The organism is Nocardia sp. NPDC057272, from assembly GCF_042668615.1.
Taxonomy (GTDB): domain Bacteria; phylum Actinomycetota; class Actinomycetes; order Mycobacteriales; family Mycobacteriaceae; genus Nocardia.
In genome coordinates this window covers 30,028-52,108 of the sequence record NZ_JBHUYK010000022.1, presented here as the reverse complement: position 1 = coordinate 52,108, position 22,081 = coordinate 30,028, and the positions used below count along the sequence as shown (strand labels likewise).

21 protein-coding genes and 1 tRNA gene are annotated in these 22,081 nt (G+C 66.5%); 9 read left to right on the top strand and 13 right to left on the bottom strand.

What is annotated here, in order from left to right; all coding sequences use genetic code 11:
* The first annotated feature begins 176 nt into the window (after window positions 1-176).
* Complete coding sequence (locus ACFULV_RS25605; protein WP_378660900.1) at window positions 177-659, top strand: helix-turn-helix domain-containing protein; 483 nt, start codon at window positions 177-179, stop codon at window positions 657-659.
* Window positions 660-679: 20 nt separating this feature from the next.
* Here the strand turns inward: ACFULV_RS25605 and ACFULV_RS25600 are convergent, their stop codons facing one another.
* Together ACFULV_RS25600 and ACFULV_RS25595 are read right to left on the bottom strand one after the other, a co-directional pair.
* Window positions 680-2,110, bottom strand: a complete 1,431-nt coding sequence (locus ACFULV_RS25600; RefSeq protein ID WP_378660897.1) for a hypothetical protein — start codon at window positions 2,108-2,110, stop codon at window positions 680-682.
* Between the two features lie 96 nt (window positions 2,111-2,206).
* The gene (locus ACFULV_RS25595; RefSeq protein ID WP_378638552.1) at window positions 2,207-2,416 is read right to left on the bottom strand and encodes a DUF397 domain-containing protein; all 210 of its coding nucleotides are present in this window, start codon (window positions 2,414-2,416) and stop codon (window positions 2,207-2,209) included.
* Between the two features lie 420 nt (window positions 2,417-2,836).
* Between ACFULV_RS25595 and ACFULV_RS25590 the strand changes: the two genes are divergently transcribed.
* The 3 genes from ACFULV_RS25590 to ACFULV_RS25580 are packed head-to-tail and all read left to right on the top strand — an operon-like array spanning window position 2,837 to window position 5,011.
* The gene (locus ACFULV_RS25590; RefSeq protein WP_378638550.1) at window positions 2,837-3,322 is read left to right on the top strand and encodes a DUF309 domain-containing protein; all 486 of its coding nucleotides are present in this window, start codon (window positions 2,837-2,839) and stop codon (window positions 3,320-3,322) included.
* Between the two features lie 9 nt (window positions 3,323-3,331).
* A complete protein-coding gene (gluQRS, locus tag ACFULV_RS25585; RefSeq protein ID WP_378660894.1) occupies window positions 3,332-4,252 on the top strand; it encodes a tRNA glutamyl-Q(34) synthetase GluQRS in 921 nt (306 codons plus the stop codon).
* 45 nt (window positions 4,253-4,297) lie between these two features.
* Window positions 4,298-5,011, top strand: coding sequence for an RDD family protein (locus tag ACFULV_RS25580; protein WP_378660891.1), 714 nt, complete (start codon window positions 4,298-4,300; stop codon window positions 5,009-5,011).
* Between the two features lie 69 nt (window positions 5,012-5,080).
* On the opposite strand, the gene ACFULV_RS25575 is transcribed toward ACFULV_RS25580, so the two are convergent.
* On the bottom strand, window positions 5,081-5,674 hold the full coding sequence (locus tag ACFULV_RS25575; RefSeq protein ID WP_378660888.1) for a DUF4190 domain-containing protein: 594 nt from the start codon (window positions 5,672-5,674) through the stop codon (window positions 5,081-5,083).
* A gap of 103 nt (window positions 5,675-5,777) precedes the next feature.
* Between ACFULV_RS25575 and ACFULV_RS25570 the strand changes: the two genes are divergently transcribed.
* Window positions 5,778-6,551 carry a queuosine precursor transporter gene (locus tag ACFULV_RS25570; protein ID WP_378660885.1) on the top strand — a complete coding sequence of 258 codons (774 nt, stop codon included), beginning with the start codon at window positions 5,778-5,780 and terminating at the stop codon, window positions 6,549-6,551.
* A gap of 36 nt (window positions 6,552-6,587) precedes the next feature.
* Here ACFULV_RS25570 and tgt read toward each other — a convergent pair whose 3' ends face one another.
* The 5 genes from tgt to ACFULV_RS25545 all read right to left on the bottom strand — a co-directional run bounded on the left by tgt (window position 6,588) and on the right by ACFULV_RS25545 (window position 12,737).
* The gene (tgt, locus tag ACFULV_RS25565; RefSeq protein ID WP_378660883.1) at window positions 6,588-7,841 is read right to left on the bottom strand and encodes a tRNA guanosine(34) transglycosylase Tgt; all 1,254 of its coding nucleotides are present in this window, start codon (window positions 7,839-7,841) and stop codon (window positions 6,588-6,590) included.
* 20 nt (window positions 7,842-7,861) lie between these two features.
* Entirely contained in the window at window positions 7,862-9,766 is a 1,905-nt protein-coding gene (locus ACFULV_RS25560; protein WP_378660880.1) for an ABC transporter ATP-binding protein, read from the bottom strand.
* A complete protein-coding gene (locus ACFULV_RS25555) occupies window positions 9,763-11,496 on the bottom strand; it encodes an ABC transporter ATP-binding protein (protein WP_378660877.1) in 1,734 nt (577 codons plus the stop codon). Before ACFULV_RS25555 ends, ACFULV_RS25560 begins: the two co-directional genes overlap by 4 nt.
* An 84-nt stretch (window positions 11,497-11,580) precedes the next feature.
* Complete coding sequence (locus ACFULV_RS25550; protein WP_378660875.1) at window positions 11,581-12,057, bottom strand: RrF2 family transcriptional regulator; 477 nt, start codon at window positions 12,055-12,057, stop codon at window positions 11,581-11,583.
* Window positions 12,058-12,140: 83 nt separating this feature from the next.
* A complete protein-coding gene (locus ACFULV_RS25545) occupies window positions 12,141-12,737 on the bottom strand; it encodes a TetR/AcrR family transcriptional regulator (RefSeq protein WP_378638532.1) in 597 nt (198 codons plus the stop codon).
* A gap of 201 nt (window positions 12,738-12,938) precedes the next feature.
* Here ACFULV_RS25545 and ACFULV_RS25540 point away from each other — a divergent pair, with 201 nt between their 5' ends.
* Window positions 12,939-15,233 (top strand): MMPL family transporter, encoded by a 2,295-nt coding sequence (locus ACFULV_RS25540; protein WP_378660872.1) that lies wholly within the window; start codon window positions 12,939-12,941, stop codon window positions 15,231-15,233.
* A gap of 176 nt (window positions 15,234-15,409) precedes the next feature.
* On the top strand, window positions 15,410-17,701 hold the full coding sequence (locus ACFULV_RS25535) for an MMPL family transporter (RefSeq protein ID WP_378660869.1): 2,292 nt from the start codon (window positions 15,410-15,412) through the stop codon (window positions 17,699-17,701).
* A gap of 40 nt (window positions 17,702-17,741) precedes the next feature.
* On the opposite strand, the gene ACFULV_RS25530 is transcribed toward ACFULV_RS25535, so the two are convergent.
* Entirely contained in the window at window positions 17,742-17,990 is a 249-nt protein-coding gene (locus ACFULV_RS25530; RefSeq protein WP_378638529.1) for a hypothetical protein, read from the bottom strand.
* A 303-nt stretch (window positions 17,991-18,293) separates the two neighbouring features.
* Here ACFULV_RS25530 and ACFULV_RS25525 point away from each other — a divergent pair, with 303 nt between their 5' ends.
* A complete protein-coding gene (locus ACFULV_RS25525) occupies window positions 18,294-19,262 on the top strand; it encodes a GlxA family transcriptional regulator (protein WP_378660866.1) in 969 nt (322 codons plus the stop codon).
* Window positions 19,263-19,278: 16 nt separating this feature from the next.
* Here ACFULV_RS25525 and ACFULV_RS25520 read toward each other — a convergent pair.
* The 3 genes from ACFULV_RS25520 to ACFULV_RS25510 all read right to left on the bottom strand — a co-directional run bounded on the left by ACFULV_RS25520 (window position 19,279) and on the right by ACFULV_RS25510 (window position 20,401).
* Window positions 19,279-19,369: transfer RNA gene (locus ACFULV_RS25520), tRNA-Ser, on the bottom strand.
* Window positions 19,370-19,415: 46 nt separating this feature from the next.
* Complete coding sequence (locus ACFULV_RS25515) at window positions 19,416-19,850, bottom strand: nucleoside deaminase (RefSeq protein ID WP_378638685.1); 435 nt, start codon at window positions 19,848-19,850, stop codon at window positions 19,416-19,418.
* Between the two features lie 11 nt (window positions 19,851-19,861).
* Window positions 19,862-20,401 (bottom strand): tRNA adenosine deaminase-associated protein, encoded by a 540-nt coding sequence (locus ACFULV_RS25510; RefSeq protein WP_378638527.1) that lies wholly within the window; start codon window positions 20,399-20,401, stop codon window positions 19,862-19,864.
* A gap of 58 nt (window positions 20,402-20,459) precedes the next feature.
* Here ACFULV_RS25510 and ACFULV_RS25505 point away from each other — a divergent pair, with 58 nt between their 5' ends.
* Window positions 20,460-21,407 (top strand): prephenate dehydrogenase, encoded by a 948-nt coding sequence (locus ACFULV_RS25505; protein ID WP_378660863.1) that lies wholly within the window; start codon window positions 20,460-20,462, stop codon window positions 21,405-21,407.
* A 15-nt stretch (window positions 21,408-21,422) separates the two neighbouring features.
* Here the strand turns inward: ACFULV_RS25505 and ACFULV_RS25500 are convergent, their stop codons facing one another.
* Complete coding sequence (locus ACFULV_RS25500) at window positions 21,423-22,040, bottom strand: putative glycolipid-binding domain-containing protein (RefSeq protein WP_378638524.1); 618 nt, start codon at window positions 22,038-22,040, stop codon at window positions 21,423-21,425.
* Window positions 22,041-22,081 lie beyond the last annotated feature (41 nt).

Below are 22,081 nucleotides of genomic sequence, written 5' to 3'. Positions count from 1 at the left end.
GCCCCACGGCAATCCACAGATAGATCTCCATCGGTTCCCCTCCGAACGAGTCAGTGCTTGCACGAGTGGCGCGGTATGGTGGTCGCTGAGCCGCCACGAAAAAGTATGGTCGCCGACAAGACCTTTTGGACAGCAAAAAGCGTCTACAAACGTCTACAGTTCTCTACGATGAGCCCATGTCCAGTCGGGGCGAGCAGGGGAACGGCGTCGTCGGAGCTCGGTTGCGGCGATTGCGGGAAGAGTCGGGGTTGTCGCTGGCGGCGTTGGCCGCGCGTGTTCCGTACAGCAGAGCAGCGCTGGGACATTACGAAACCGGCACGCGAGCAGCGTCTTTCGAGGTGATCGCGTGGTACGAGCGGGTACACGCGCAATCGACGCCCGCGCTACCGGGTGCTCGTCGACGTGATCCGCGAGCTGCCGATGCGGCCCTCGCGACGGCGATCGCCGCGGCGCATCGGACCGGCCCGCTGATCGAGATCGGGCGGCCACACCGGGGAGACAGCGGAACCGGATACTTCTGCCCGTTCCGGATCGACGGAGTGATCGAGGGTGAAGCCGCGGGAACCGACCCGGCGACGGCCCTGCACTCGGCGCTGCTCGCGGTGGGCGCGGAGCTCGATCGCGCGGGAAACAGCGTCGGCCACGGTCGACTTCGGTGAAACCGGCCCTGCCCCGTGGATCAGCGGTGCGCGGCGACGACCGTATCGAGCGCGACGGCGAGCAATTCCAGGTAGCGGTCCGGATCGGACAGCACCCGCGGATCGGAATGCACTGACAGCGTGATCGTTTCGCCGATCCCGTGGACGCCGTGAGTCAGGTGCATGACGGTACCGAGGGCCGGAAAACCCCCGGTGAACAGGACCGGGGCGCCCGCGAAGGCGAGATCGGCCGACCCGCGATACACACTGGACACGACGGTATTGCCATCGAGCGCCGCGGGGACATTGTCCAGTTCGGCCCGTTCGACATCACGCACCGCCAGGATCGCGGGGACGACGTCGCCGACTCGATCCTGCGCGGAGAGCAGCGGATTCAGTGCTCGTTCGCGGCGGGCAGCGAGTTCATCGGCGATGAGGTTCGCGCGCGTAGGCAGGTCGGGTTCGTCGATGTGCAGGTCGATGGACAGTCCGCGGTAGTTGTTGCGGGCCGCACTCGGCCCCGGAAGTGCCATCGGTAATGCGGTACCCAGCCGTTCCGGTTGCTCGCCTCGCTGCGAGAGATAGTCGACCAGCGCACGCGAAATCGCCGTCAGAGCAACAACAGTGACGGTTTTGCCCGGAATGCGGAGGTCGTCCGCATCGACGACGAGCATTCTCACTGTGTGACCGTCGACCGCGGTCGCCGGATTCAGCGCACAGGGCGCGAACCCGGTTGTGGCCGCGGGGACCTCACCGGCGACCGTCCGGGCCGCCAATTCGCGCTGCGCGAGGTACGCGGCCCGCCCGCGCCACACCGTCGCCGCGAGCTGTGTGGGAAGACGCAGCACCCCAAGCACTCTCGGATCGACGCGCCGAGCGATCCATCCACAGGGTTGCCCACAGGAATCCACAGGCTGTTCAGAAGTTTTACCAGGTCCGACCGGGTGATCTGCCGAGTTGTCCACAGGCACATCGGGTGCGCTGTGGACAACGGCTTCATCCACAGCCATCCCGAAGAGCGCTCGCGCGATCGCGGCGGCACGGGTGCCGTCGGCCAGTGCGTGCGAAAGTTGCAGCACCACCACCACAACGGGCTCGGCCGACCGGGGCGCGGAGTGAACCGACCGGAAAACATGGACACGCCAGGGATATTCGGTCGCGACGACACCGGTTCCCAGGAGTTCGCCCAGATCCGCGAGCAACGCCTGCCACGACAGGCCGTCCGGCCGGTGGTACACGAATTGCTGGGACGCGAATTCGGCCGGAACCCAGCGCGGGTAACCGAGATCGCCCGGAATCTCCTGCAACCGGATCCGCAGATCCGGAATGCGCGCGGCGCGCGCAGCGATGAAAGCGCGGAGTTCGTCGGTGGCGGAATCGGTTTCGGCGAAAGAGTAGAGCAGGAACACGTCGTTGGCGGTGCGCCGCGACAGCCAGTACATCGTCGCGTCACGCGCGGCCATCGTGGTCATCCGGCCACGATAGGCCACCCCGCCGAGATCACTGAGAAGGCCCCGAGTCCGCTCGACTCGGGGCCGGTATTGCCCATTCGAGATGCATCCCGCGGTTCAGCCGCGCGCGAACTCTCCCGCGGTGACATCGGCGAGGAAGGCTCGCCACTGCCCTGGACCGAAGGCCAGTACGGGTCCGCGACCGCGATCCTTGGTGTCACGAACGGCGATGTCGCCGCCGGCGAGAAAGGCTACTTCGACGCAGTTCCCATCGGGTCCGCTGTAGGTGCTCTTCCGCCACACAGCGTCGGTCACATCAACTTCCACGGCACTTGCTCCTTTGGTTCATCGAGAAGAGGGGATAACTCCTGGAATCGTTGCAACATTCCGAAATCCGGCGCGACCGATGAGTTACTTCGTGGCACACAAGGCACTGCCACACGGCGCGCGCAACCGACCGGCACGAACCAGCGCATCGAGGCGTTTCCGCCTCCGGGGGCTGCCCCCGCGGAAGAAACACTAGCAGGTCTTCCGCAATGTTGCGGAAGAGAATTTGCTTTCCCATATCGTTTTGCCAACCTTGCGAAGCTTCACGTTTGCGGGGGCATTGCCAGGCCCCTTACCCATTCCCGATCTGGTTGACACATCCCCATTTACTTCCATGTGATTAGTCCGTGATACGTCAATTTCTCGCGTACCTCAGCAGTCACATGAGCACCATCGAGGGCAGGCGTGGATCATGGGGGAATGATCTCCCGTGACCGTGACACCGCAGGTCGTGCCCGTAACGACCGCCCCCGCGATCGACTCGGCCGACCGCTGCCCCCCGGCAGTGCCGGAGTCGCCCGAATTCCCGACGACCTCGAGCTCGGGCCCCAGCAAACTCTCACCTTCGCTCAGCAACTGCTGGACGACGGATTGGCATTCAATGCCCACGAGGTATTGGAGGCGGCATGGAAGAACGGGCCGGTTGCCGAACGGATGCTCTGGCAAGGACTGGCCCAATACGCCGTCGGCCTCACCCACATCCAGCGCGGCAACGCCAAAGGCGCGGGTACTCTTCTGCGCCGCGCGAGCGAGCGGCTCGGGTCCTACCCGGCGAATGCCCAGCAGCACGATGTCGACCGCGCCGGACTGATCGCGCACGCGCGGGAGCTGCTCGACGCGCTCGATGCCGGCGACGTCATCGCCGAGGAGCGGCTACGTACGCGGCTGTGCCGCGAGCCCACCTAGGATCGTGGAGTGCCAACGAGTCGAGGCGCGGGCCGCTACGCGCCGAGCCCATCGGGTGAGCTGCACGTGGGAAACCTGCGTACCGCGGTGCTCGCCTGGCTTTTCGCGCGAACTTCCGCGCGCGAGTTCCTGATCCGCGTCGACGATCTGGACCGGGTCCGGCCCGGCGCCGCCGAGGGACAGCTCGACGACCTCGCCGCGATCGGCATCGACTGGGACGGCCCCGTGGTCTACCAATCCGAACGGCTGCCGAACTACGCGGCCGCTGTGGCCGAACTGACCGCAGCCGGGCGCACCTATGAATGTTTCTGCACCAGACGCGAAATCCAGCAGGCCGCCACCGCGCCGCACGGGCCGATGGGCGCCTACCCCGGCACCTGCCGTGAGCTCAGCGACGCCGAGCGCGCGGCCAAGCGGGCCGAAGGACGCGTCGCCGCAGTGCGATTGCGCGCCGACGTCACCGAGTACGAGATCACCGATCTCCTGCACGGCCGATATCGGGGCGCTGTCGACGATTTGGTGTTGCGCCGCGGCGACGGTGTTCCCGCCTACAACCTCACCGTCGTCGTCGACGATGCCGCCCAGGGCGTCGACCAGGTGGTTCGCGGCGACGATCTGCTGCCGTCCACCCCGCGCCAGGCGTATCTCGCGGAACTGCTCGGACTCACCGTCCCGACCTACGCCCACGTGCCGCTCGTGCTCAACGAGCAAGGCAAGAGGCTGGCGAAACGTGACGGCGCCGTGAGCCTTTCGGACCAACGTGCCCTGGGCCACACGCCCGAGGACGTCGTGGCGGCGATCGCGGAATCACTCGGGTATTCCGCGCGGACCACCGGCGAGCTGCGCGATGTTTTCGACCCGGCGCGCATCCCTGAGAAACCATGGATACTCGAGCCTATCGGGTTGTTCCGACCAGAGGGATGTCCGTAACGTACGCATCGACCGATCTAGAAGATCAAAACGAGGACTGAGATTATGACCAGCGGTGGTTACGACCCCAACCAGTACCCGCAGGGCGGTCAGCCCGGCGGCTACGGCCAGGACCCCTACGGCCAGCAGCAGCCGCAGCCCGGCTACGGCCAGCAGCAGCCGTACGGCCAGCCCGGCCACGGCGGCGCACCCCAGCCCGGTTACGGCCAGCCGGACCCCTACGGCCAGCAGCAGCCGGCCTACGGGCAGGACCCGTACGGTCAGCAGCAGCAGCCCTACCCGCAGCAGGGCCAGTACGGTCAGCAGCAGGGCTTCGGCGGGGTACAGGCCGCCGACCTGGGAATCCGCCTCGGTGCGCGCGCGATCGACGGTGCGATCGTCGGCATTCCGATGTTCTTCGTGAACATCGGGCTCAGCTTCGCTTTCATCGACAGCCCCTTCCTCGGCGGCATCGTTATCTGGCTCCTCGCCGGTATCGCGCTCGTCGGCTACAACGTCGGCCTCGAGGTGACGCAGGGCGCCACTCTCGGCAAGAAGCTGCTCGGCCTGCGCGTGCTCGCTCCCGGCGGTGCGCCGAAGCTCACCCCCGAGGCTTCGCTCAAGCGCAACATCTTCCTGGCGCCGATGGTGGTCTACTGCCTCGGCGGCCTGGTGACGACCGGCCTGGCGATCTACATCGCGGTCACCATCAGCAACGACCCGAACAAGCAGGGCTGGCACGACAAGTTCGCCGGCGGCACGCAGGTCGTCAAGGGCTGATCCCCCACACCTGACGAAAACAACAGGGGCGCTTCCGGAATCCGGAAGCGCCCCTGTTTCGTTGTGAGATCAGTACGTCGTGGACGAGTCGAGTCCACCGGCGATGCCGAGCACCACGAAGAAGAGAATGTAGAGGATCCAGCCCACGATCGCGGCGACACCGATCCAGATGCCTGCCTGCGCCATGCCCTTACCCTCGCCGCCGCGCTCCTTGATCTGGTTGAGCGCCATCACGCCGAGGATGATGCCGACGATCGCGCCGACACCGCAGCTGCACAGACCGATCAGCGAGGAGACCAGCGCGCCGATCGCCAGACCGTTGGTGCCCTGCGGCTGCGGGTACTGCCCGTAGGGCTGGTACGCGCCCGCCGCCGGATAGCCGCCGTAGCCGGGCTGCTGCCCGTAAGCGGGCGGCTGCTGCGGGTACTGCGGCTGATTGGGCTGCTGGTACTGCGGCTGCGACGGTGGCTGCTGCGGGTACTGCGGCTGCGAGGGGGGCGGCGCCGGCTGCTGGGGATACTGCGGCGACGACGGGTATTGGGAAGGCTGCGACGGCGGGGCGGTCGGATGCTGCGGCACCGAACCCGGCGCGCCGGACTCCGGGGACACGCCGGAGCCGCCGTACTGCTTCCACCACTCGTCGGAATCGCCGGGATTCGTCATTGCTACAGGGTATTCCATACGCGTCTGTTGAGCGCTGGCGCGCTCGAGGCGGGGCCCTTGATAGAGACACATCAGGTTTGGCGGACCTGGGAGAATATGGGCCGTGACTGATACGAATTCGCTCGACAAGCCCGCCGAATCTGGGCACCCCGCGCCGGAACATGCGGCATTCGCCCAGGTTGCGCGGGGGTTCTATCCGGTAATCGTCGCCCTGTTCACCGCGACGCTGATCATCTCCAATATCTGCGCCACCAAAGGTGTGGAGTTCTTCACCGACAGTTCGGTGATGCTGGGCCCGATCCAGATCCTGCCGATCGCGACCGACGGCGCCTTCTTCCTGTTCCCGCTGGCCTACATCCTCGGCGACGTGCTCAGCGAGGTCTACGGCTTCCGCGCCACCCGCCACGCCATCTACACCGGTTTCGCCGCGCTGCTGCTGACCGTCGCCTGCTTCTCCATCGCCATCCAGCTGCCCCCCGCGGGGTTCTACGAGAACCAGGAAGCCTTCCGCACGGTCCTCGGCACCACCCCCCAGCTGGTGCTCGCCGGTCTCGCCGGCTACTTCGTCGGTCAGCTGCTGAACTCGGCCACCCTGGTACTGATCAAGGAGCGCACCAAGGAAAAGCACCTGTGGGCTCGCCTGATCGGCTCCACCGTTGTCGGCGAGTTCGCCGACACCCTGATCTTCTGCTCGATCGCCGCTACCGCCATCGGCATCAACACCTGGCAGTCGTTCATCAACTACGTCATCGTCGGCTTCCTGTGGAAGACCCTGTGCGAGGTGCTCGTCATGCCGATCACCTACCGCGTCATCGCCGTCCTCAAGAAGACCGAACCGACCTACGCCCCGACGAAGGTCGACGCACTGCACGACTAGCCCGCAGGGCGGGCGGCGGATCGCAAGGTCCGCCGCCTACTCCCCCGGCACCTTGATCCGGCCCCGCCACTGACCAAGGAACTCCTTCTTGAACTCGTCGAAGTAGCCGCCCTCGATGCTGGCCCTGATCCGGTCGACGAGACGAATCGTGAAGCGCTCGTTGTGGATTGTGCACAGCGTCGCCGAGAGCATTTCCTTGGCCTTGAACAGGTGATGCAGGTAGGCGCGGGTGTAGTGGGCGCAGGTGTAGCAGTCGCAGTTCTCGTCGATCGGAGTGAAGTCGCGACGGAACCGGGCCGTATTGATGTTGAACCGCCCCTCGTCGACATAGATCGCGGCATTGCGCGCCACCCGGGAGGGATTGACGCAGTCGAACGTGTCCGCCCCGTTCTCGATCGCGGTGAACATGTCCTCCGGTTCGCTGATTCCCAGCATGTGGCGCGGTTTGGCCTCGGGCAGCTCATCACAGCACCACCCGACGATCGTGCCGAGATTGTGCTTCTCCAGCGCTCCGCCGATGCCGTAGCCGTCGAATTCCGTTCCACCACTGCCCCGGATCGACTCCAGCTCACGACAGGCCTTGCGCCGCAGGTCTTCGTACTGCGCGCCCTGGATCACCGCGAACAGCGCCTGATACGGCCGATGACTGCGCACGGCGGTGAGCCGTTCGTGTTCGTCGATGCACCGCTGCGCCCACTCGTGCGTGCGCTGCAACGACTTCTCCTGATAGCCACGGGTATTCATCAAGGTGGTCAGCTCGTCGAAGGCGAACATGATGTCGGCCCCGAGTTCGTGCTGGATGCCCATCGACACCTCGGGCGTGAAGCGATGCTTGGAACCGTCCAGGTGCGAACGGAAGGTGACGCCGTCGTCATCGACGGTGGCCAGGCGCTCCTTGCCCGCCGCGATCACCTGATCGGACCGGATGTCGACAGCCTCCATCGCGAGTACCTTCTTGAACCCGACCCCCAGCGACATCACCTGGAACCCGCCGCTGTCGGTGAAGGTGGGCCCCGGCCAGTTCATGAACTTCCCGAGCCCACCCGCCTCGTCGACAATGTCGGCGCCGGGCTGCAGGTACAGGTGGTAGGCGTTGGCCAGCAGCGCCTGCGCCCCGATCTCGCGCATCGTCTCCGGCAGCACGGCCTTCACCGAAGCCTTCGTTCCCACCGGAATGAAAGCGGGCGTGGCGATCTCGCCGTGCGGGGTGGAGATCACCCCGGTCCGACCGTGCCTGCCCCCGTCCAGACGGGTGCCTACTTCGAAGGAGAACTCGCTGCTGTCGGCCACCGACCCATCGTGCCAGGGCCTTACTGAGCGGCCGCGAACTGGGCGTTGTACAGGTTGTAGTACGGCCCGCGCTCGGCGAGCAGCCGCTCGTGGGTGCCGTGTTCGACGATGCGGCCCTTGTCCATCACGACGATCAAATCCGCGTCGCGGATCGTCGAAAGCCGATGCGCGATCACGAAACTGGTGCGATCGCGGCGCAGGGCCGCGGTGGCGTGCTGGACCAGCGACTCGGTGCGGGTGTCGACCGAGCTGGTCGCCTCGTCCAGGATCAGGATCGACGGCTTGGCCAGGAACGCTCGGGCGATCGTGATGAGCTGCTTCTCGCCCGCGCTCACCCCGCCACCCTCTTCGTCGATGACCGTGTCGTAGCCGTTGGGCAGCGAGTGCACGAACCGGTCGACGTAGGCCGCCCTGGCCGCGGCCTGGATGTCGGCTTCCGGCGCCGTCGGATTGCCGTAGGCGATGTTCTCGCGGATGGTGCCCTTGAACAGCCAGGTGTCCTGCAGCACCATGCCGATGCGCGAGCGCAGGTGGTCGCGGGTGATGGTGGTGATGTCGACGTCGTCGATGGCGATGGTGCCCGCGTCGAGTTCGTAGAAGCGCATCAGCAGGTTCACCAGCGTGGTCTTGCCCGCGCCGGTCGGGCCGACGATGGCGACCACGTGACCGGGATCGGCCACCAGCGAAAGCCGTTCGATGACAGGGGTTTCTGGGTCGTAGCCGAAGGACACCGCCTCGAACTCCACCCGCCCGCGATCCACCGGGCGCGCGATCTCCACCACCGGATCGGGGGTCTGCTCCTCGGCGTCGAGGATCTCGAAGATCCGCTCCGCCGAGGCGACGCCGGACTGCAGCAGGTTCGCCATCGCACCGATCTGGGTGAGCGGCTGGCTGAACTGGCGCGAGTACTGGATGAACGCCTGCACATCACCGAGCGACAGATTGCCGGTGGCCACCCGCAGCCCGCCGACCAGCGCGATGAACACGAAGTTCACGTTCCCGAGGAACATGATGGCGGGCATGATCAGGCCGGAGATGAACTGTGCCTTGAAGCTCGCGTCGTAGAGCTTGTCGTTGCGCTTGTCGAACTCCTCACCGACCTCGCGACCTCGGCCGAACGCGGTGATGATCTCGTGGCCGGTGTAGGCCTCTTCTACCGAGGAGTTCACCTCGCCCGTGAATTTCCACTGGTTGACGAAGTGCGGCTTGGACCGCTTGGCGATCTGCGCGGTGACCACGATCGCGGCGGGCACCGTGAGCAGCGCGATCAGCGCCAGCAACGGCGAGATCCAGAACATCATGATCAGGATGCCGACGACGGTGAACAGCGAGACCAGCAGCTGACTCATCGTCTGCTGCAGGCTCTGCGAGACATTGTCGACGTCGTTGGTGACGCGGCTGAGCATGTCACCGCGCGGCGCGGTGTCGAAGTAGCGCAGCGGCAGCCGGTGCAGCTTCTGCTCCACCTCGTCGCGCAGCCGCTTCACCGTGCGGTTGATGGCGATATTGAGCAGATAACCCTGCAGCCAGCCGAAGATCGCGGCGGCCACGTACAGCGCCAGCACGAGCATCAGCACGCGGCCGACGGCGTCGAAGTCGATGCCGGTACCGGGGATCACGTTCATCGCCGAGAGCATGTCGGCGCGGGTGGTCTCGCCTTGGCTGCGCAGCAGCTCGACGGTCTGGTCCTTGGTGAGCCCTGGTTCGAGCTGCTTGCCGACGAAGCCGTCGAACACCAGGTTCGTCGCCTTGCCGAGCAGGTACGGGCCGAGCGTATTGAGTACCACGGAGGTGATCACCAGCGCGACGATCAGGCCGACGGTGAACTTCTCGGGAGCCAGCCTGCTCAGTAGTCGCTTCAGCGACGGCTTGAACGACTTGGCCTTCGTTCCCGGCGCTCCGGGAACGGGTCCACCTGGCCTCATCGGGCTTCCTCCACGCTCAGCTGGGACTCGACGATCTCGCGGTACTCCGAGCAGCGCTGCATCAATTGGTCATGGGTTCCGATGCCAGCCATCGCACCGTCTTCGAGGACGACGATCTGGTCGGCGTCGCGAATCGTCTGGATCCGCTGGGCCACGATGATCACCGACGCGTCGGCGGTCTCGGGCTTCAGCGCGGCGCGCAGCCGGGCGTCGGTGGCGACATCGAGCGCGGAGAACGAATCGTCGAACAGGAAGATCCGTGGCCTGCGCACCAGCGCGCGGGCGATACACAGCCGCTGGCGCTGACCGCCCGACACCGTGGTGCCGCCCTGGGCCACCGGAGTATCGAGACCCTGTGGCATCTCCCGCACGAAATCGGCCGCCTGGGCGACCTCGAGCGCATGCCAGAGTTCGTCGTCGGTGGCGTCGGGCTTGCCGTAGCGCAGGTTGGTCGCGATGGTGCCGGAGAACAGATAGGCCTTCTGCGGCACCAATCCGATCCCGCTGCGCAGCAGTTCGAGGTCGAGGTGGCGTACATCGGTGCCGCCGACGTAGACCGCGCCGTCGGTGACGTCGATCAGGCGCGGGATCAGGTTGATAAGCGTGGTCTTGCCGGCGCCGGTGGAACCGACGACGGCAGTGGTGGTACCGGGCGACACCTGGAAACGGATACCGCGCAACACCGGCTTCTCCGCGCCGGGGTAGGCGAATTCCGCGAACTGCAGGTCGACCGTGGCCTGGTCGCCCTTGAACGACTGCGGCAACCGCGGCGGGCGCACCGAGGACTCGGTCTCGAGCACCCCGCCGATCCGATCGGCGGAGACGGCCGCACGCGGAGCCATCATCGCCAGGAACGAGGCCATCATGACGGCCATCAGGATCTGCATGACGTAAGACAGCATCGCGGTGAGCGAGCCGATCTGCATCGTGCCGTTGTCCACATGGTGACCGCCGAACCAGATCACGCCGACAGCGGTCAGATTGCTGATCAACATCACGGTCGGGAACATCAGCGCCATCAGCTTGCCGACGCGCAGCGACGCGTCGGTGAGCGCGGTATTGGCCATCCCGAAGCGCCAGATCTCCTGCCGCTCACGCACGAACGCGCGGACCACCCTGATACCGGTGATCTGCTCGCGCAGCACCCGGTTGACTGCGTCGATGCGTTCCTGCATCTGCCGGAACCCCGGCACCATCCTGGCCACGATCGTGCCCATGGAGAGGGCGAGGGCGGGCACCGCGATCAGCAGCAACCACGAGAGCCCGAGATCCTCGCGCAGCGCCATGATGACGCCACCGACGCACATGATCGGCGCCATCACCAGGATCGTCACCGACATCACGATGAGCAGCTGGACCTGCTGAATATCGTTGGTCGAGCGGGTGATCAGCGACGGCGCGCCGAACATCCCCACCTCTCTGGCCGAGAACGTCTCCACCCGGTGCAGCACGCCACCGCGCATGTCGCGACCGGCGCCCATCGCCGCCTGCGCGCCGAAGTACACCGACGCGGCCGAGGCCACGATCTGCACACAGCTCACCGCGAGCATCCACAGACCGGTGGTCCAGATGAAACCTATGTCGCCCTTCGTGACACCGTCGTCGATCAGATCGGCATTGAGACTGGGCAGGTAGAGCATCGCGATAACCGAGATCAGCTGGAGTACGAGGACACCCGCCAGCTGGGCGCGGTACGGGGCCAGGTAGGTCCGCAGCAGGGTGATCAACATGATGGTCGAAGGCTACAGCGCGCGGGTGAGCAGCGCCGAGCACTTTTACCTGCCCTGTGGACAACTCTCAGCCTGTGGATAACTTCATGTGCCTGCGGGTGTACGCGGCTCGCGACGCACCCAGGCGCCGGGGTCGGCGACCAGTTCACCGATGAAACCGGGCAGCCGGTCGGTGGCGACATCGGCGATGGAGACGTTCTCCAGCACGGCGCGAATATTGACCCGCAGCGCGATCCATACCTGCTGCAGCGGTTCCGCCGCGCCCGGATACCGCACATCTTCGGGCCGCTGCCCGCGCACCGACGCCAGCGGCGACTCCACGGCGCGGATCACATCGGCCACCGAGATCTCGGTCGCGGGCCTGCCGAGGCGATACCCACCGTCGGGACCGCGCCTGCTCAGCACGAGGTCGGCGCGACGCAGTTCGGCCAGCACCGTTTCCAGCACCTTCGGTGGGATCTGTGCGGCGGCGGCGATGGCCTCGGACTTGACGACTCCGTCGGCCGCGGCGAGCTCGAGCAGCGTTCGCACCGCGTAATCGACCCTGGCGGTGATATGCACGGTGTCGAACTTACGCGGTGCTCCTGGCGTGAGCGGTCAGCGGCCGGAGGCGGTAGCGAAGCGTCACCACGCGGGCCGCCCGCTCACGCCGGATTGACACAGCCGGTCAGTACGCAGGTTGCCGCGTCGAGGAGGGTTTTCTCGACCATCTCGTCGGTGGCGCCCGGTGCCAGCTCCGAGGACAGCAGCGCCACTCCGAGCACCTCGATGGCGGCGGCGGCACGCAGCATCGAATTCTGGGTCGGACCGGGCCCGGCCAGCCACAGCCGCAGCTCACGGGTGGGTTCCATGAGGTCGGGGTAGCGATCGGCGATGGCGTTGACGATGGCCGCGGTGTCGCGCACGCACAGCGCGCCCGCGTCACGATGGCGGATCATGCCGCGCAGGTAGGTGCGCAGGACCGCGCGAATGCCCTCGTCGTTGTAGGGAACGGCCTCGATGTCCTCGACGATGTCGCGCATGTGATCGATGATCGGATCGATGATCGCCAGAAGCAGATCGAGCTTCGACGCGTAGTGGTAATAGAGCGAAGCCTTCGTGATTCCCACCACATCCGCCACCTCGCGCAGGCTCGTCTGTTCGAAACCCTTGGCGGCGAACAGCTGTACAGCGGCGTCGCGGATCGCCTGTTTAGTACCCCCACCTGCGGTGACGGTATCGGCGATGTCTCGGGCGGGCATGGCGGCAATCCTCCCATGATTCGGTGTGACGGATCCGGCTCCCCCAATATTGAGGTTGCTCCTCCACTTATCCACTAGGTAGTCTACCTACCGCACGGTAGGCAGAAAACGATGTTGTGGAGGCGGGTCCCGCAGGGGTGGCCCGCGAGTGCTGTCTACGAGCCATGCCACCCACCCGTTCTTCGCGCTAGGAGCACACGCGTGTCCGTATACCTGTACAGATGGGGAAAGTTCGCTTTCCGCCGTAAATGGATTGTCCTGCCGGTCTGGCTACTGCTGTTCGTGCTGCTCGGCGGCCTCGGCGCCACCCTGAGCAAGCCGATGTCCAACGACTTCAGCATGCCCGAGCTCCCGTCGGCCCGCGCCAACGAGATCCTCGACAAGCACTTCGAAGGCATGTCGGAGCAGTTCTCGATGGATGCCGTCACCGGCACCTACGTGATCGGCGCGCCGGAGGGGCAGAAGCTCACCGACCCGGCCAACCGGGCCGCGATCGACGCGTTCATCGCCAAGCTCAACGACCTGTCGATCGTCGACCACGAGAAGAAGCTGGCCAGCCCGGTCGCGGCCACCGAGGAGATGGGCTGCCTCGCCGCCCCTGACCCGTCGAAGTGTTCGTCGGCCCCGCTCAATGTGCTGAGCGAGACCGCGCCCGGCACCGTCGGCGTGCTCAGCGTCCCGTTCACCATCAAGGCCGTCACCGACGTGACCGACGCCGAGCGCGATGCCGCCTTCGAGGTCGGCGCCGAAGCCCGCAACGCCGGGCTGACCGTCGAGCTCAGCGGCTCGATCGCGATGAAGCAGGAACAGCCCAGCGGCAAGTCCGAACTGATCGGCATGGGTGTCGCGCTGATCGTGATGGTGGTGGCCTTCGGCGCCATCGTCGCCGCGGTCGTGCCCATCATCACCGCCATCGTCGGCCTCGGCGCGGCGACCTCGCTGATCATGCTCGGTACCTCGGTGATGGAGGTGCCCGGCTTCACCACCTTCCTGGCCTCGATGATCGGTATCGCGCTGTCGATCGACTACGCGCTGTTCATCGTCTCCCGGTACAAACACGAACTGGCCGTGCGTGATTCGGCCGAAGAAGCCGCTGGTACCGCGCTCGGTACCGCCGGTTCGGCCGTGGTGTTCGCCGGTCTCACCGTGATCATCGCGCTCGGCGCGCTCGGCATCGTCGGCGTGGAGTTCCTGACCTTCATGGGTCTGGGTGGCGCCATCGCCGCCGCGTTCGCCGTGCTCACCGCCGTCACCTTGATGCCGGCGCTGATGGGCGCCTTCGGCAAGTCGCTGTTCAAGCCGAAGCTGCCGATCGTGGCGCAGCACGATCCGGACGACGACACCTCGGTCACCAACGGCCAGCGTTTCGCCAAGCTGATCGCCAAGGCGCCGTGGGTCGCGCTGATCCTGTCGGTGATCGTGCTCGGTGCGCTCGCCGCGCCCGCCGCCGGCCTGAACCTCGGCCTGCCCGGTGACGACAGCATGCCGAAGACCTCCACCATCCGTAAGGCCTACGACCTGCGGACCGAAGGCTTCGGCGAGGGCAGCAACGGTGTGCTCATGGTCGCCGCTGACCTGAGCGCGACGCCCGAGGGTGAGCGCGAGGCCGCCGTCGGCGCGCTGCGCGCCAAGCTCGAGTCCTACGAGGGCATGGATTACGTCACCGAGCCGATGTGGAGCAAGGACAACCAGGGCGCCATGCTCAACGGTGTCCCGAAGTCCGGTCCGAACAACCAGGACACCAAGGATCTGGTCGCCGAAGCACGTGGCGCGGAAGCGGATCTGAACGCGCAGTACGGCATGGAGTACGGCATCACCGGCACCACCGCCATCTACGCCGATGTCGACCATGTACTGCTCAGCAAGATCCTGCCGTACCTGGCGATCGTGGCCGGTGCCGCGTTCATCCTGCTGATCCTGGTGTTCCGCTCGATCCTGGTCCCGCTCACCGCCGCGCTCGGCTTCCTGCTGTCGATGGGCGCCACCTTCGGCGCGACCGTGCTGATCTTCCAGCAGGGCAAGTTCGGCCTGATCGAGGATCCGCAGCCGCTGGTGAGCTTCCTGCCGATCATGTTGATCGGCTTGGTGTTCGGCTTGGCCATGGACTACCAGGTGTTCCTGGTGACCCGCATGCGCGAGGAATTCGTGCACGGCAAGTCGCCCAAGGACGCGATGGTCGCCGGTTACCACCACGGTGCCCGCGTGGTGACCTCGGCCGCGATCATCATGATCTCGGTGTTCGGCTCCTTCATCCTGGAGACCGACGTCACCGCCAAGTCGTTCGGTTTCGCGCTGGCCGCCGGTGTGGCGATCGACGCGTTCATCGTTCGCATGGTCGTGGTGCCCGCGCTGCTGGTGATCATGGGCAAGTGGGCGTGGTGGATGCCGAAGTGGCTCGACCGCGTCGTGCCCGATATCGACGTCGAGGGTGCGAAGCTCGAGCAGCTGCGTACCGAGAACGTCGAAACGGTGAAGCACCCGGTTTCGGTCGGCTGACCCGCGACCTCCAGCACGGCCCCGCAATCCGCTACCGGATTGCGGGGCCGTTCGTTTTCGGCATCCGCGCTGCACCGGTGCTTGATATCGCCGTTGCTGGGCACCAGACTCAGGGCTAGTTCGACCCGGCTACACCTCCGATCCGCGCTCCGCACCGATCCACGAGGAGAAGAACCGTGTCCATCTATCTCTACCGGTGGGGCAAGCTGGCCTTTCGCCGCAAATGGATTGTGCTGCCCGTCTGGTTGCTGCTCTTCATGGTGCTCGCGGGGTTGGGATCCTCGTTGCAGAAGCCGATGACCGATGACTTCAGCATGCCGAACCTGCCCTCGGAACGGGCCACCGAGATCCTCGACAAGCACTTCCCCGGTATGTCGGAGGCGTTCGCGTTCGACGCGGTGACCGGCACCTATGTCGTGGGAGCGCCCGCGGGCCAGAAGCTCACCGACCCGGCCAACCGCGCCGCGATCGATGACCTGATCAGCAAGCTCGAGCAGCTCGACATCGTCGACCATGCCGAACCGATCGTGAATCCGATTACCGCGACCGAGGAAATGGGTTGTCTCACCGGGCAACCCGATCCGTCGACATGCAGTGGCGCGCCCCTGAATGTGCTGAACGAGACCGCACCCGAGACCGTCGCGTACTTCAGCGTCCCGTTCGCGATCAAGGACTTCGCCGACATCACCGCCGACGAACGCGAGGCCGCCTACAACGCCGGCGACTCCGCCCGCGCGGCCGGGCTGACGGTCGAGATCAGCGGCACCATCGCGATGGAACAGGAGATGCCGAGCGGCAAGTCCGAGATGATCGGTATGGCCGTGGCATTGGTGGTGATGATCGTGGCGTTCGGCGCCATCGTCGCCGCGTTCGTGCCGATCATCACCGCGATCGTCGGCCTCGGCGCGGCGACCTCGCTGATCTTCCTGTCGACCTCGGTGCTGTCGGTCCCGAGCTTCACCACGTTCCTGGCCTCGATGATCGGCATCGCGCTCTCCATCGACTACGCGCTGTTCATCGTCTCGCGCTACAAACATGAACTGGCGGTGCAGGATTCCGCCGAGGAGGCGGCCGGTACCGCGTTGGGCACGGCGGGCTCGGCGGTGGTGTTCGCCGGGCTCACCGTGATCATCGCGCTGGTCGGGCTGAGCATCGTCGGGGTCAGGTTCCTGACGTTCATGGGTCTGGGTGGCGCCATCGCGGCGGCGTTCGCCGTGCTCACCGCCATCACCCTGATGCCCGCGCTGCTCGGCGCCTTCGGCAAGGCGCTGTTCAAGCCGAAGCTGCCGCTGATCGCCCAGCACGATCCCGAGGACGACAGTGTCGTCACCAACGGCACCCGGGTGGCCAGGGTGATCGCCAAGTTCCCCGCGGTCACGATGATCCTGGCCATCGTGGTGCTCGGCCTGCTCGCCGCACCGGCACTGAACCTGAACCTCGGCCTGCCGGGCGAGGACAGTCTGCCCAAGTCGACCACCGTCCGTAAGGCCTACGACCTGCGCACCGAAGGCTTCGGCGAGGGCAGCAACGGTGTCCTGCAGGTGGCCGTCGACCTCAGCGACACCCCTGCCGACCAGCGGCAGGCGGCGCTGAATGCCTTGCGCGACAAGCTGCAGTCCTACCCGGACATGGATCTGGTCACCGAGCCGCAGATGAGCAAGGACGGCGCGGGCGCCCTGATCAACGGCATACCCAAGACCGGGCCCAACGCGCAGTCGACGAAGGATCTGGTGCAGTCGGCGCGCGCTGCGGAATCCGATCTGAACGAGCAGTACAAGATGTCGTACGGCATCACCGGAACCACCGCCATCTACGCCGACATCGACCATGTCCTGTTGAGCAAGATCGTGCCGTACATGGCGATCGTGGCCGGCGCGGCGTTCATCCTGCTGATCCTGGTGTTCCGGTCCATCCTGGTCCCGCTCACCGCCGCGCTCGGCTTCCTGCTGTCGATGGGCGCCACCTTCGGCGCGACCGTGCTGATCTTCCAGGAGGGCGAACTCGGGCTGATCAAGGATCCCCATCCACTGGTGAGCTTCCTGCCGATCATGTTGATCGGCTTGGTATTCGGCTTGGCCATGGACTACCAGGTGTTCCTGGTAACCCGGATGCGCGAGGAATACGTGCACGGCGCCGACCCCACCGAGGCCGTGATCAAGGGGTATCACCACGGAGCGCGCGTGGTGACCTCCGCGGCGATCATCATGATCTCGGTGTTCGGTTCGTTCCTGCTGGAATCCGATGTCACCGCCAAGTCGATGGGCTTCGCGCTGGCTGCGGGCGTGGCCCTGGACGCGTTCGTCGTCCGGATGGTGCTGATTCCCGCTTTGCTTGTGCTGCTGGGCAAGTGGGCGTGGTGGATGCCGAAGTGGCTGGACCGGATCGTGCCCGATATCGACATCGAGGGCTCGCGGCTGCGCGAGGTCCAGGCCGAACAGCGGCAGGTCGCGCCGCTACCGCAAGGCTGAGCGTCGACGGCCGGGGGACTCTGGTTCCCCGGCCGTTTCGCTACTGACTCGGTTGCGGCACTTGGCATTCGGTGACGCGCGGATTGAGCCCGATGTAGTTCGCGGGTCCCGCCGCGGCGGTGACCGCGATGGTCGCCCAGTCCGAACACTGCTTGGGCAGGTGCGCGAAGTGGTGGCGCTGGCCTGCCGCGAGCAGCCCGACAGCGACCCAGCCGAGCACGATGAGAACCAGAAGTTTTCCCCCGAGCCCGATCCCGGACTTCGCGGGTGGCGGCTGTCGCCCGCGCATAATCATCGTTCCTTCCCGGATTCGGTGTAACCCAGTCTATTACGCGAGGAATACACCGCAGGTCGGACGAGGTGAATACCCGACGACAGATCTTGCCGTTACCGGGTGGTCCGCGCTCCCCCGCACCGCGGCTTCCGGCTTTCGGGCCGAGCCGCGACAGGTGGGCGGATGCCGTGCCGGATCGCGTTCGCGGTGTGGATTCCGATGGCGAAGTCCTTCAGTTGCTTCAACATATCTCCATGGTCGGACTTCCGTGTCATCGGGAGAAGTGGCGTAGAAGACTACTATCGCTAAGATTTAGACATGAGGTCTGTCTCCGTGCTGGCGTACGACGGGATGACGGCGTTCGAAACCGGCATCGTCATCGAGGTCTTCGGCCTGACCTGGCCCGATATCGACCAGCCCTGGTACGACCTGAAAATCTGCACCGAAACCCCCGAACCCGTCCGCGTGATCGGCGGCGCGACCATGACCAGCCCCTATGGTCTCGCGGAATTCGCCGCCGCCGACACGGTCGTGGTCCCGAGCGTCGCCGACCCACGCGCGCGAACCTCCCCGGAGTTGATCGACGCGCTGCGCCGGGCGCACAGCAACGGCTCCCGGATCGTGTCGATCTGCTCCGGCGCGTTCGCCCTCGCCGCCGCGGGCCTGCTCGACGGCCGCCGGGCCACCACTCATTGGCGATACGCCGACCTGTTGCGCGAGCGCTACCCACTGGTCGAGGTCGACCCCGAACCCCTCTACACCGACGAAGGCGACATCCTGACCAGCGCGGGCTGCGCCGCCGGGCTGGACCTGGCGCTACACCTGGTTCGCAACGACCTCGGCGCGTCCGTCGCCAACGCCGTCGCCCGCCGCCTCGTCATCCAGCCCCACCGCGCGGGCGGCCAAGCTCAATACATCGAATCGCCCATGCCCCCCGAACCCCTCGACGCCCCCATCGCCCGCAGCCTCTCCTGGGCACTAGAACACCTCGCCGACCCGATCGGCGTACCCGATCTGGCCCGGGTCGCGGGCCTCTCACCGCGCACCTACCTGCGCCATTTCGTCCGGGAAACCGGGGCGACACCGAGCAAATGGCTGATCGCCCAGCGGATTCAGGCGGCACTGGCCATGCTCGAGACCGGCGACGCACCCATCGAGGAAATCGCGACCGCGGCCGGTTTCGCCACCCCGGTCACCTTCCGGCACCATTTCACGCGAGCCGTGCGGACCTCACCGTCGTCGTACCGGCGCGCGTTTCGGACAAGAAAAAGCCCCCCACCTGCGTGAACAAGTGAGGGGCTCTTGGCGGTGGCGGAGGGATTTGAACCCTCGGAGGGGGGTTACCCCTCACACGCTTTCGAGGCGTGCTCCTTAGGCCGCTCGGACACGCCACCGCCGACTACGGTACCGGAGTGGGTGCGAGATTGTTAAATCGGCTGGTCAGCGTTGGTTTTTGAAGAAGGTGTCGAGGAGGGCGACGCAGTCCGGTTCGAGGATGCCGCCGCGGACTTCGGGGCGGTGGTTGAGGCGGCGATCGCGGACGACGTCCCAGAGCGAGCCGACGGCACCGGTTTTGGGTTCCCAGGCGCCGAACACGACCTTGCCGATTCGCGCCAGGACCAGGGCGCCCGCGCACATCGTGCACGGCTCGAGGGTGACCGCGAGGGTCGCGCCTTCGAGTCGCCAGCCGTCGCCGTGGACTGCCGCGGCCGCGCGCAACGCCAGGACTTCGGCATGCGCGGTGGGGTCGCCGAGTGCTTCACGCGCGTTGGTGGCGCGGGCCAGTTCACGGCCTTGCGCGTCGAAGACGACGGCGCCGACCGGCACATCGCGCGGGTCGGCGTCGGCTGCGGCCGCCAGGGCGGCCCGCATCATCTCCTCGTCGGTCACCTCGGCATTTTGTCCAGGACCGCGGCGAATTCGTCGGCGAAACCGAGCCGCTGGGCGATCATGCCGAGCTGCTCGTCGGGGTAGAGGTCGGTGTCGGCGATGATCACGCTGAGAACCGGTTCGGGCAGGCCCAGGTCGGCCAAGACGCCCAGGTCGCCCTCTTCCCACGGTTCGACGTCGTCGAGATCGTCGGGGTCGATGTCGGGGATCTCGACATTGAGCGCGTCGAGGACATCGGCGGCGATGTCGTAGTCGATCGCCGCGGTGGCGTCGGAGACGAGCAGCCGGGTGCCGCTCGGCGCGGGACGCAACACGATGAAGAATTCGTCGTCGACGTCGATCAGGCCGAACACCGCACCTGAGCTGCGCAAAGCCTTCAGTTCGGTCTCGGCGGCCGACAGATCGTGCAGGGCATCGGAGCTGAGCGGGCTGACCCGCCATGTACCTTCTTCGCGGACCACGGCCACTGCGAACCCTTCGACGTCGAAGTCGTCATCCGACGTCGCCCTGTTCGTGCCCGAGCGCTGTGCTGCCATGGACCAAACGGTAGTCTGTCCCGCCCCTAATGATGAACTCGTGTGCCAATCTGTTCGGATGAGCATCGACGAGCGTGGGGCTGTGTGTGTCCTCGGGACCGGCCTGATCGGCGGTTCACTGCTGCGCGCCGCCGTCGCGGCGGGGTATCGGGCATTCGGCTACAACCGCTCCGAATCCGGCGTCTCCGCGGCGTGCCAGGACGGTTACGAGGTGTCCGGCGACCTGTCCGCGGTGCTCGTGCGGGCTGCCGAGCTGGACGCGCTGCTGGTGATCGCGGTGCCGATGCCCGCGGTCGAACACCTGCTGGCCGACATCGCCGCGCTCGCGCCCCGGTGCCCACTGACCGATGTGGTGAGCGTGAAGGGGCCGGTGCTGGACGCGGTGCGCAAGCACGGACTCGAGGCTCTGTACGTTGGCGGGCATCCGATGACAGGAACATCCCACTCTGGTTGGGCTGCCACTGATTCCGGCCTCTTCCAGGGTGCGGTGTGGGCGGTCGGAGTGGACGAGGGAACACGGGTGGATCCGTGGTCGCGGGTGGTGCGGCTCGCGCTGGACTGTGGTTCGGTGGTGGTTCCGGTGCTCGCCGAGGAGCACGATCGAGCTGTCGCGCGGATCTCGCACCTGCCGCATGTGCTGGCCGAAGCGCTGGCCGCGGCGGGGGCCGCGGGCGGGAAGCTGGCGCTCGGCCTGGCGGCGGGCTCGTTCCGCGACGGAACCCGCGTCGCGGGCACCGCGCCCGACCTCGTGCGCGCCATCTGCGAGCCGAACGCGGCCGCGCTGGAACGGGTGCTCGACGAGGCCATCGAGACACTCGTCACTGCCCGCGATTCCCTGCGCGCGGACAGCCGTCTCGGCGAACTCGTCGAGACGGGTTTCCGCGGCCGCACCGCCTACGACGACCGCACGACCTGGGACATCACCGGCATCACTCCCGGCGCCGGCGACTGGCTCGGTGAACTTCACCGCGCCGGTCGTGACGGTGGGGTGCTCCGCGCGCTCTGAGTACTTCCCGCGAGATCAGGCGCGTTCGGCCAGTCCCGGGTAGTCGAGGACGAAGCCTTCCGGATCGACCGTCAGGGTGGCGCTCGAGACCGGCGAGAGGACATTGATCCCGTCGGACGCGCTCGAGTAGGTGAGCTCGGCCTCCTGCACCAGCAGATCGGGTAGCCGCACGTAGACGACGGGGACCTGGACGTCGCCGACGGCGTTCTGCAGGCCGAACCGGCGGATCGGCAGGGTGTTGAAGAACGGGCTCAGCACCACGTCGACGTCGAGGGCGCCGCCGAAGGTGGAGCGCACGTGGGTGCCGCCCGCGTCGACGAGCCAGTAGTTCTCCTCGTCGCGCGAGATCGAGGCGTGGCGCTCACCGGCCGCCGTGGTGGTGCGCAGCGACAGCCGTCGCGTCGCGCCCGCTTCGTCGGTGACCAGGTCGTACGACGCGCTGAACGCCGGGTGCTCATCGCCGGCGCAGCCGATCATCCGGCCCGCCGCCCTGATCCGATTGCCGTTCACCGTCACCCGCACCGATTCCATGCGGGTGTTGTCGTGGGCACGCCAGGTGAGCACCGCAGGCCACCGGGAGGCAGGTCTGATCTCGGTGGGGCCGTCGGCCGGGCCCGGGGCTGGGGTCGTCACCTCTCTACGGTAAGCGACACCAGCCCCGGCGCCGCACAACA

Bases quoted from the DNA above. Each gene is read 5' to 3' on its own strand.
- ACFULV_RS25605 (WP_378660900.1), top strand. From the start codon at position 177: ATGTCCAGTCGGGGCGAGCAGGGGAACGGCGTCGTCGGAGCTCGGTTG.
- ACFULV_RS25600 (WP_378660897.1), bottom strand. From the start codon at position 2,110: ATGACCACGATGGCCGCGCGTGACGCGACGATGTACTGGCTGTCGCGG.
- ACFULV_RS25590 (WP_378638550.1), top strand. From the start codon at position 2,837: ATGATCTCCCGTGACCGTGACACCGCAGGTCGTGCCCGTAACGACCGC.
- ACFULV_RS25580 (WP_378660891.1), top strand. From the start codon at position 4,298: ATGACCAGCGGTGGTTACGACCCCAACCAGTACCCGCAGGGCGGTCAG.
- ACFULV_RS25575 (WP_378660888.1), bottom strand. From the start codon at position 5,674: ATGACGAATCCCGGCGATTCCGACGAGTGGTGGAAGCAGTACGGCGGC.
- ACFULV_RS25560 (WP_378660880.1), bottom strand. From the start codon at position 9,766: ATGAGGCCAGGTGGACCCGTTCCCGGAGCGCCGGGAACGAAGGCCAAG.
- ACFULV_RS25555 (WP_378660877.1), bottom strand. From the start codon at position 11,496: ATGTTGATCACCCTGCTGCGGACCTACCTGGCCCCGTACCGCGCCCAG.
- ACFULV_RS25545 (WP_378638532.1), bottom strand. From the start codon at position 12,737: ATGCCCGCCCGAGACATCGCCGATACCGTCACCGCAGGTGGGGGTACT.
- ACFULV_RS25530 (WP_378638529.1), bottom strand. From the start codon at position 17,990: ATGCGCGGGCGACAGCCGCCACCCGCGAAGTCCGGGATCGGGCTCGGG.
- ACFULV_RS25525 (WP_378660866.1), top strand. From the start codon at position 18,294: ATGAGGTCTGTCTCCGTGCTGGCGTACGACGGGATGACGGCGTTCGAA.
- ACFULV_RS25515 (WP_378638685.1), bottom strand. From the start codon at position 19,850: ATGATGCGGGCCGCCCTGGCGGCCGCAGCCGACGCCGACCCGCGCGAT.
- ACFULV_RS25510 (WP_378638527.1), bottom strand. From the start codon at position 20,401: ATGGCAGCACAGCGCTCGGGCACGAACAGGGCGACGTCGGATGACGAC.
- ACFULV_RS25505 (WP_378660863.1), top strand. From the start codon at position 20,460: ATGAGCATCGACGAGCGTGGGGCTGTGTGTGTCCTCGGGACCGGCCTG.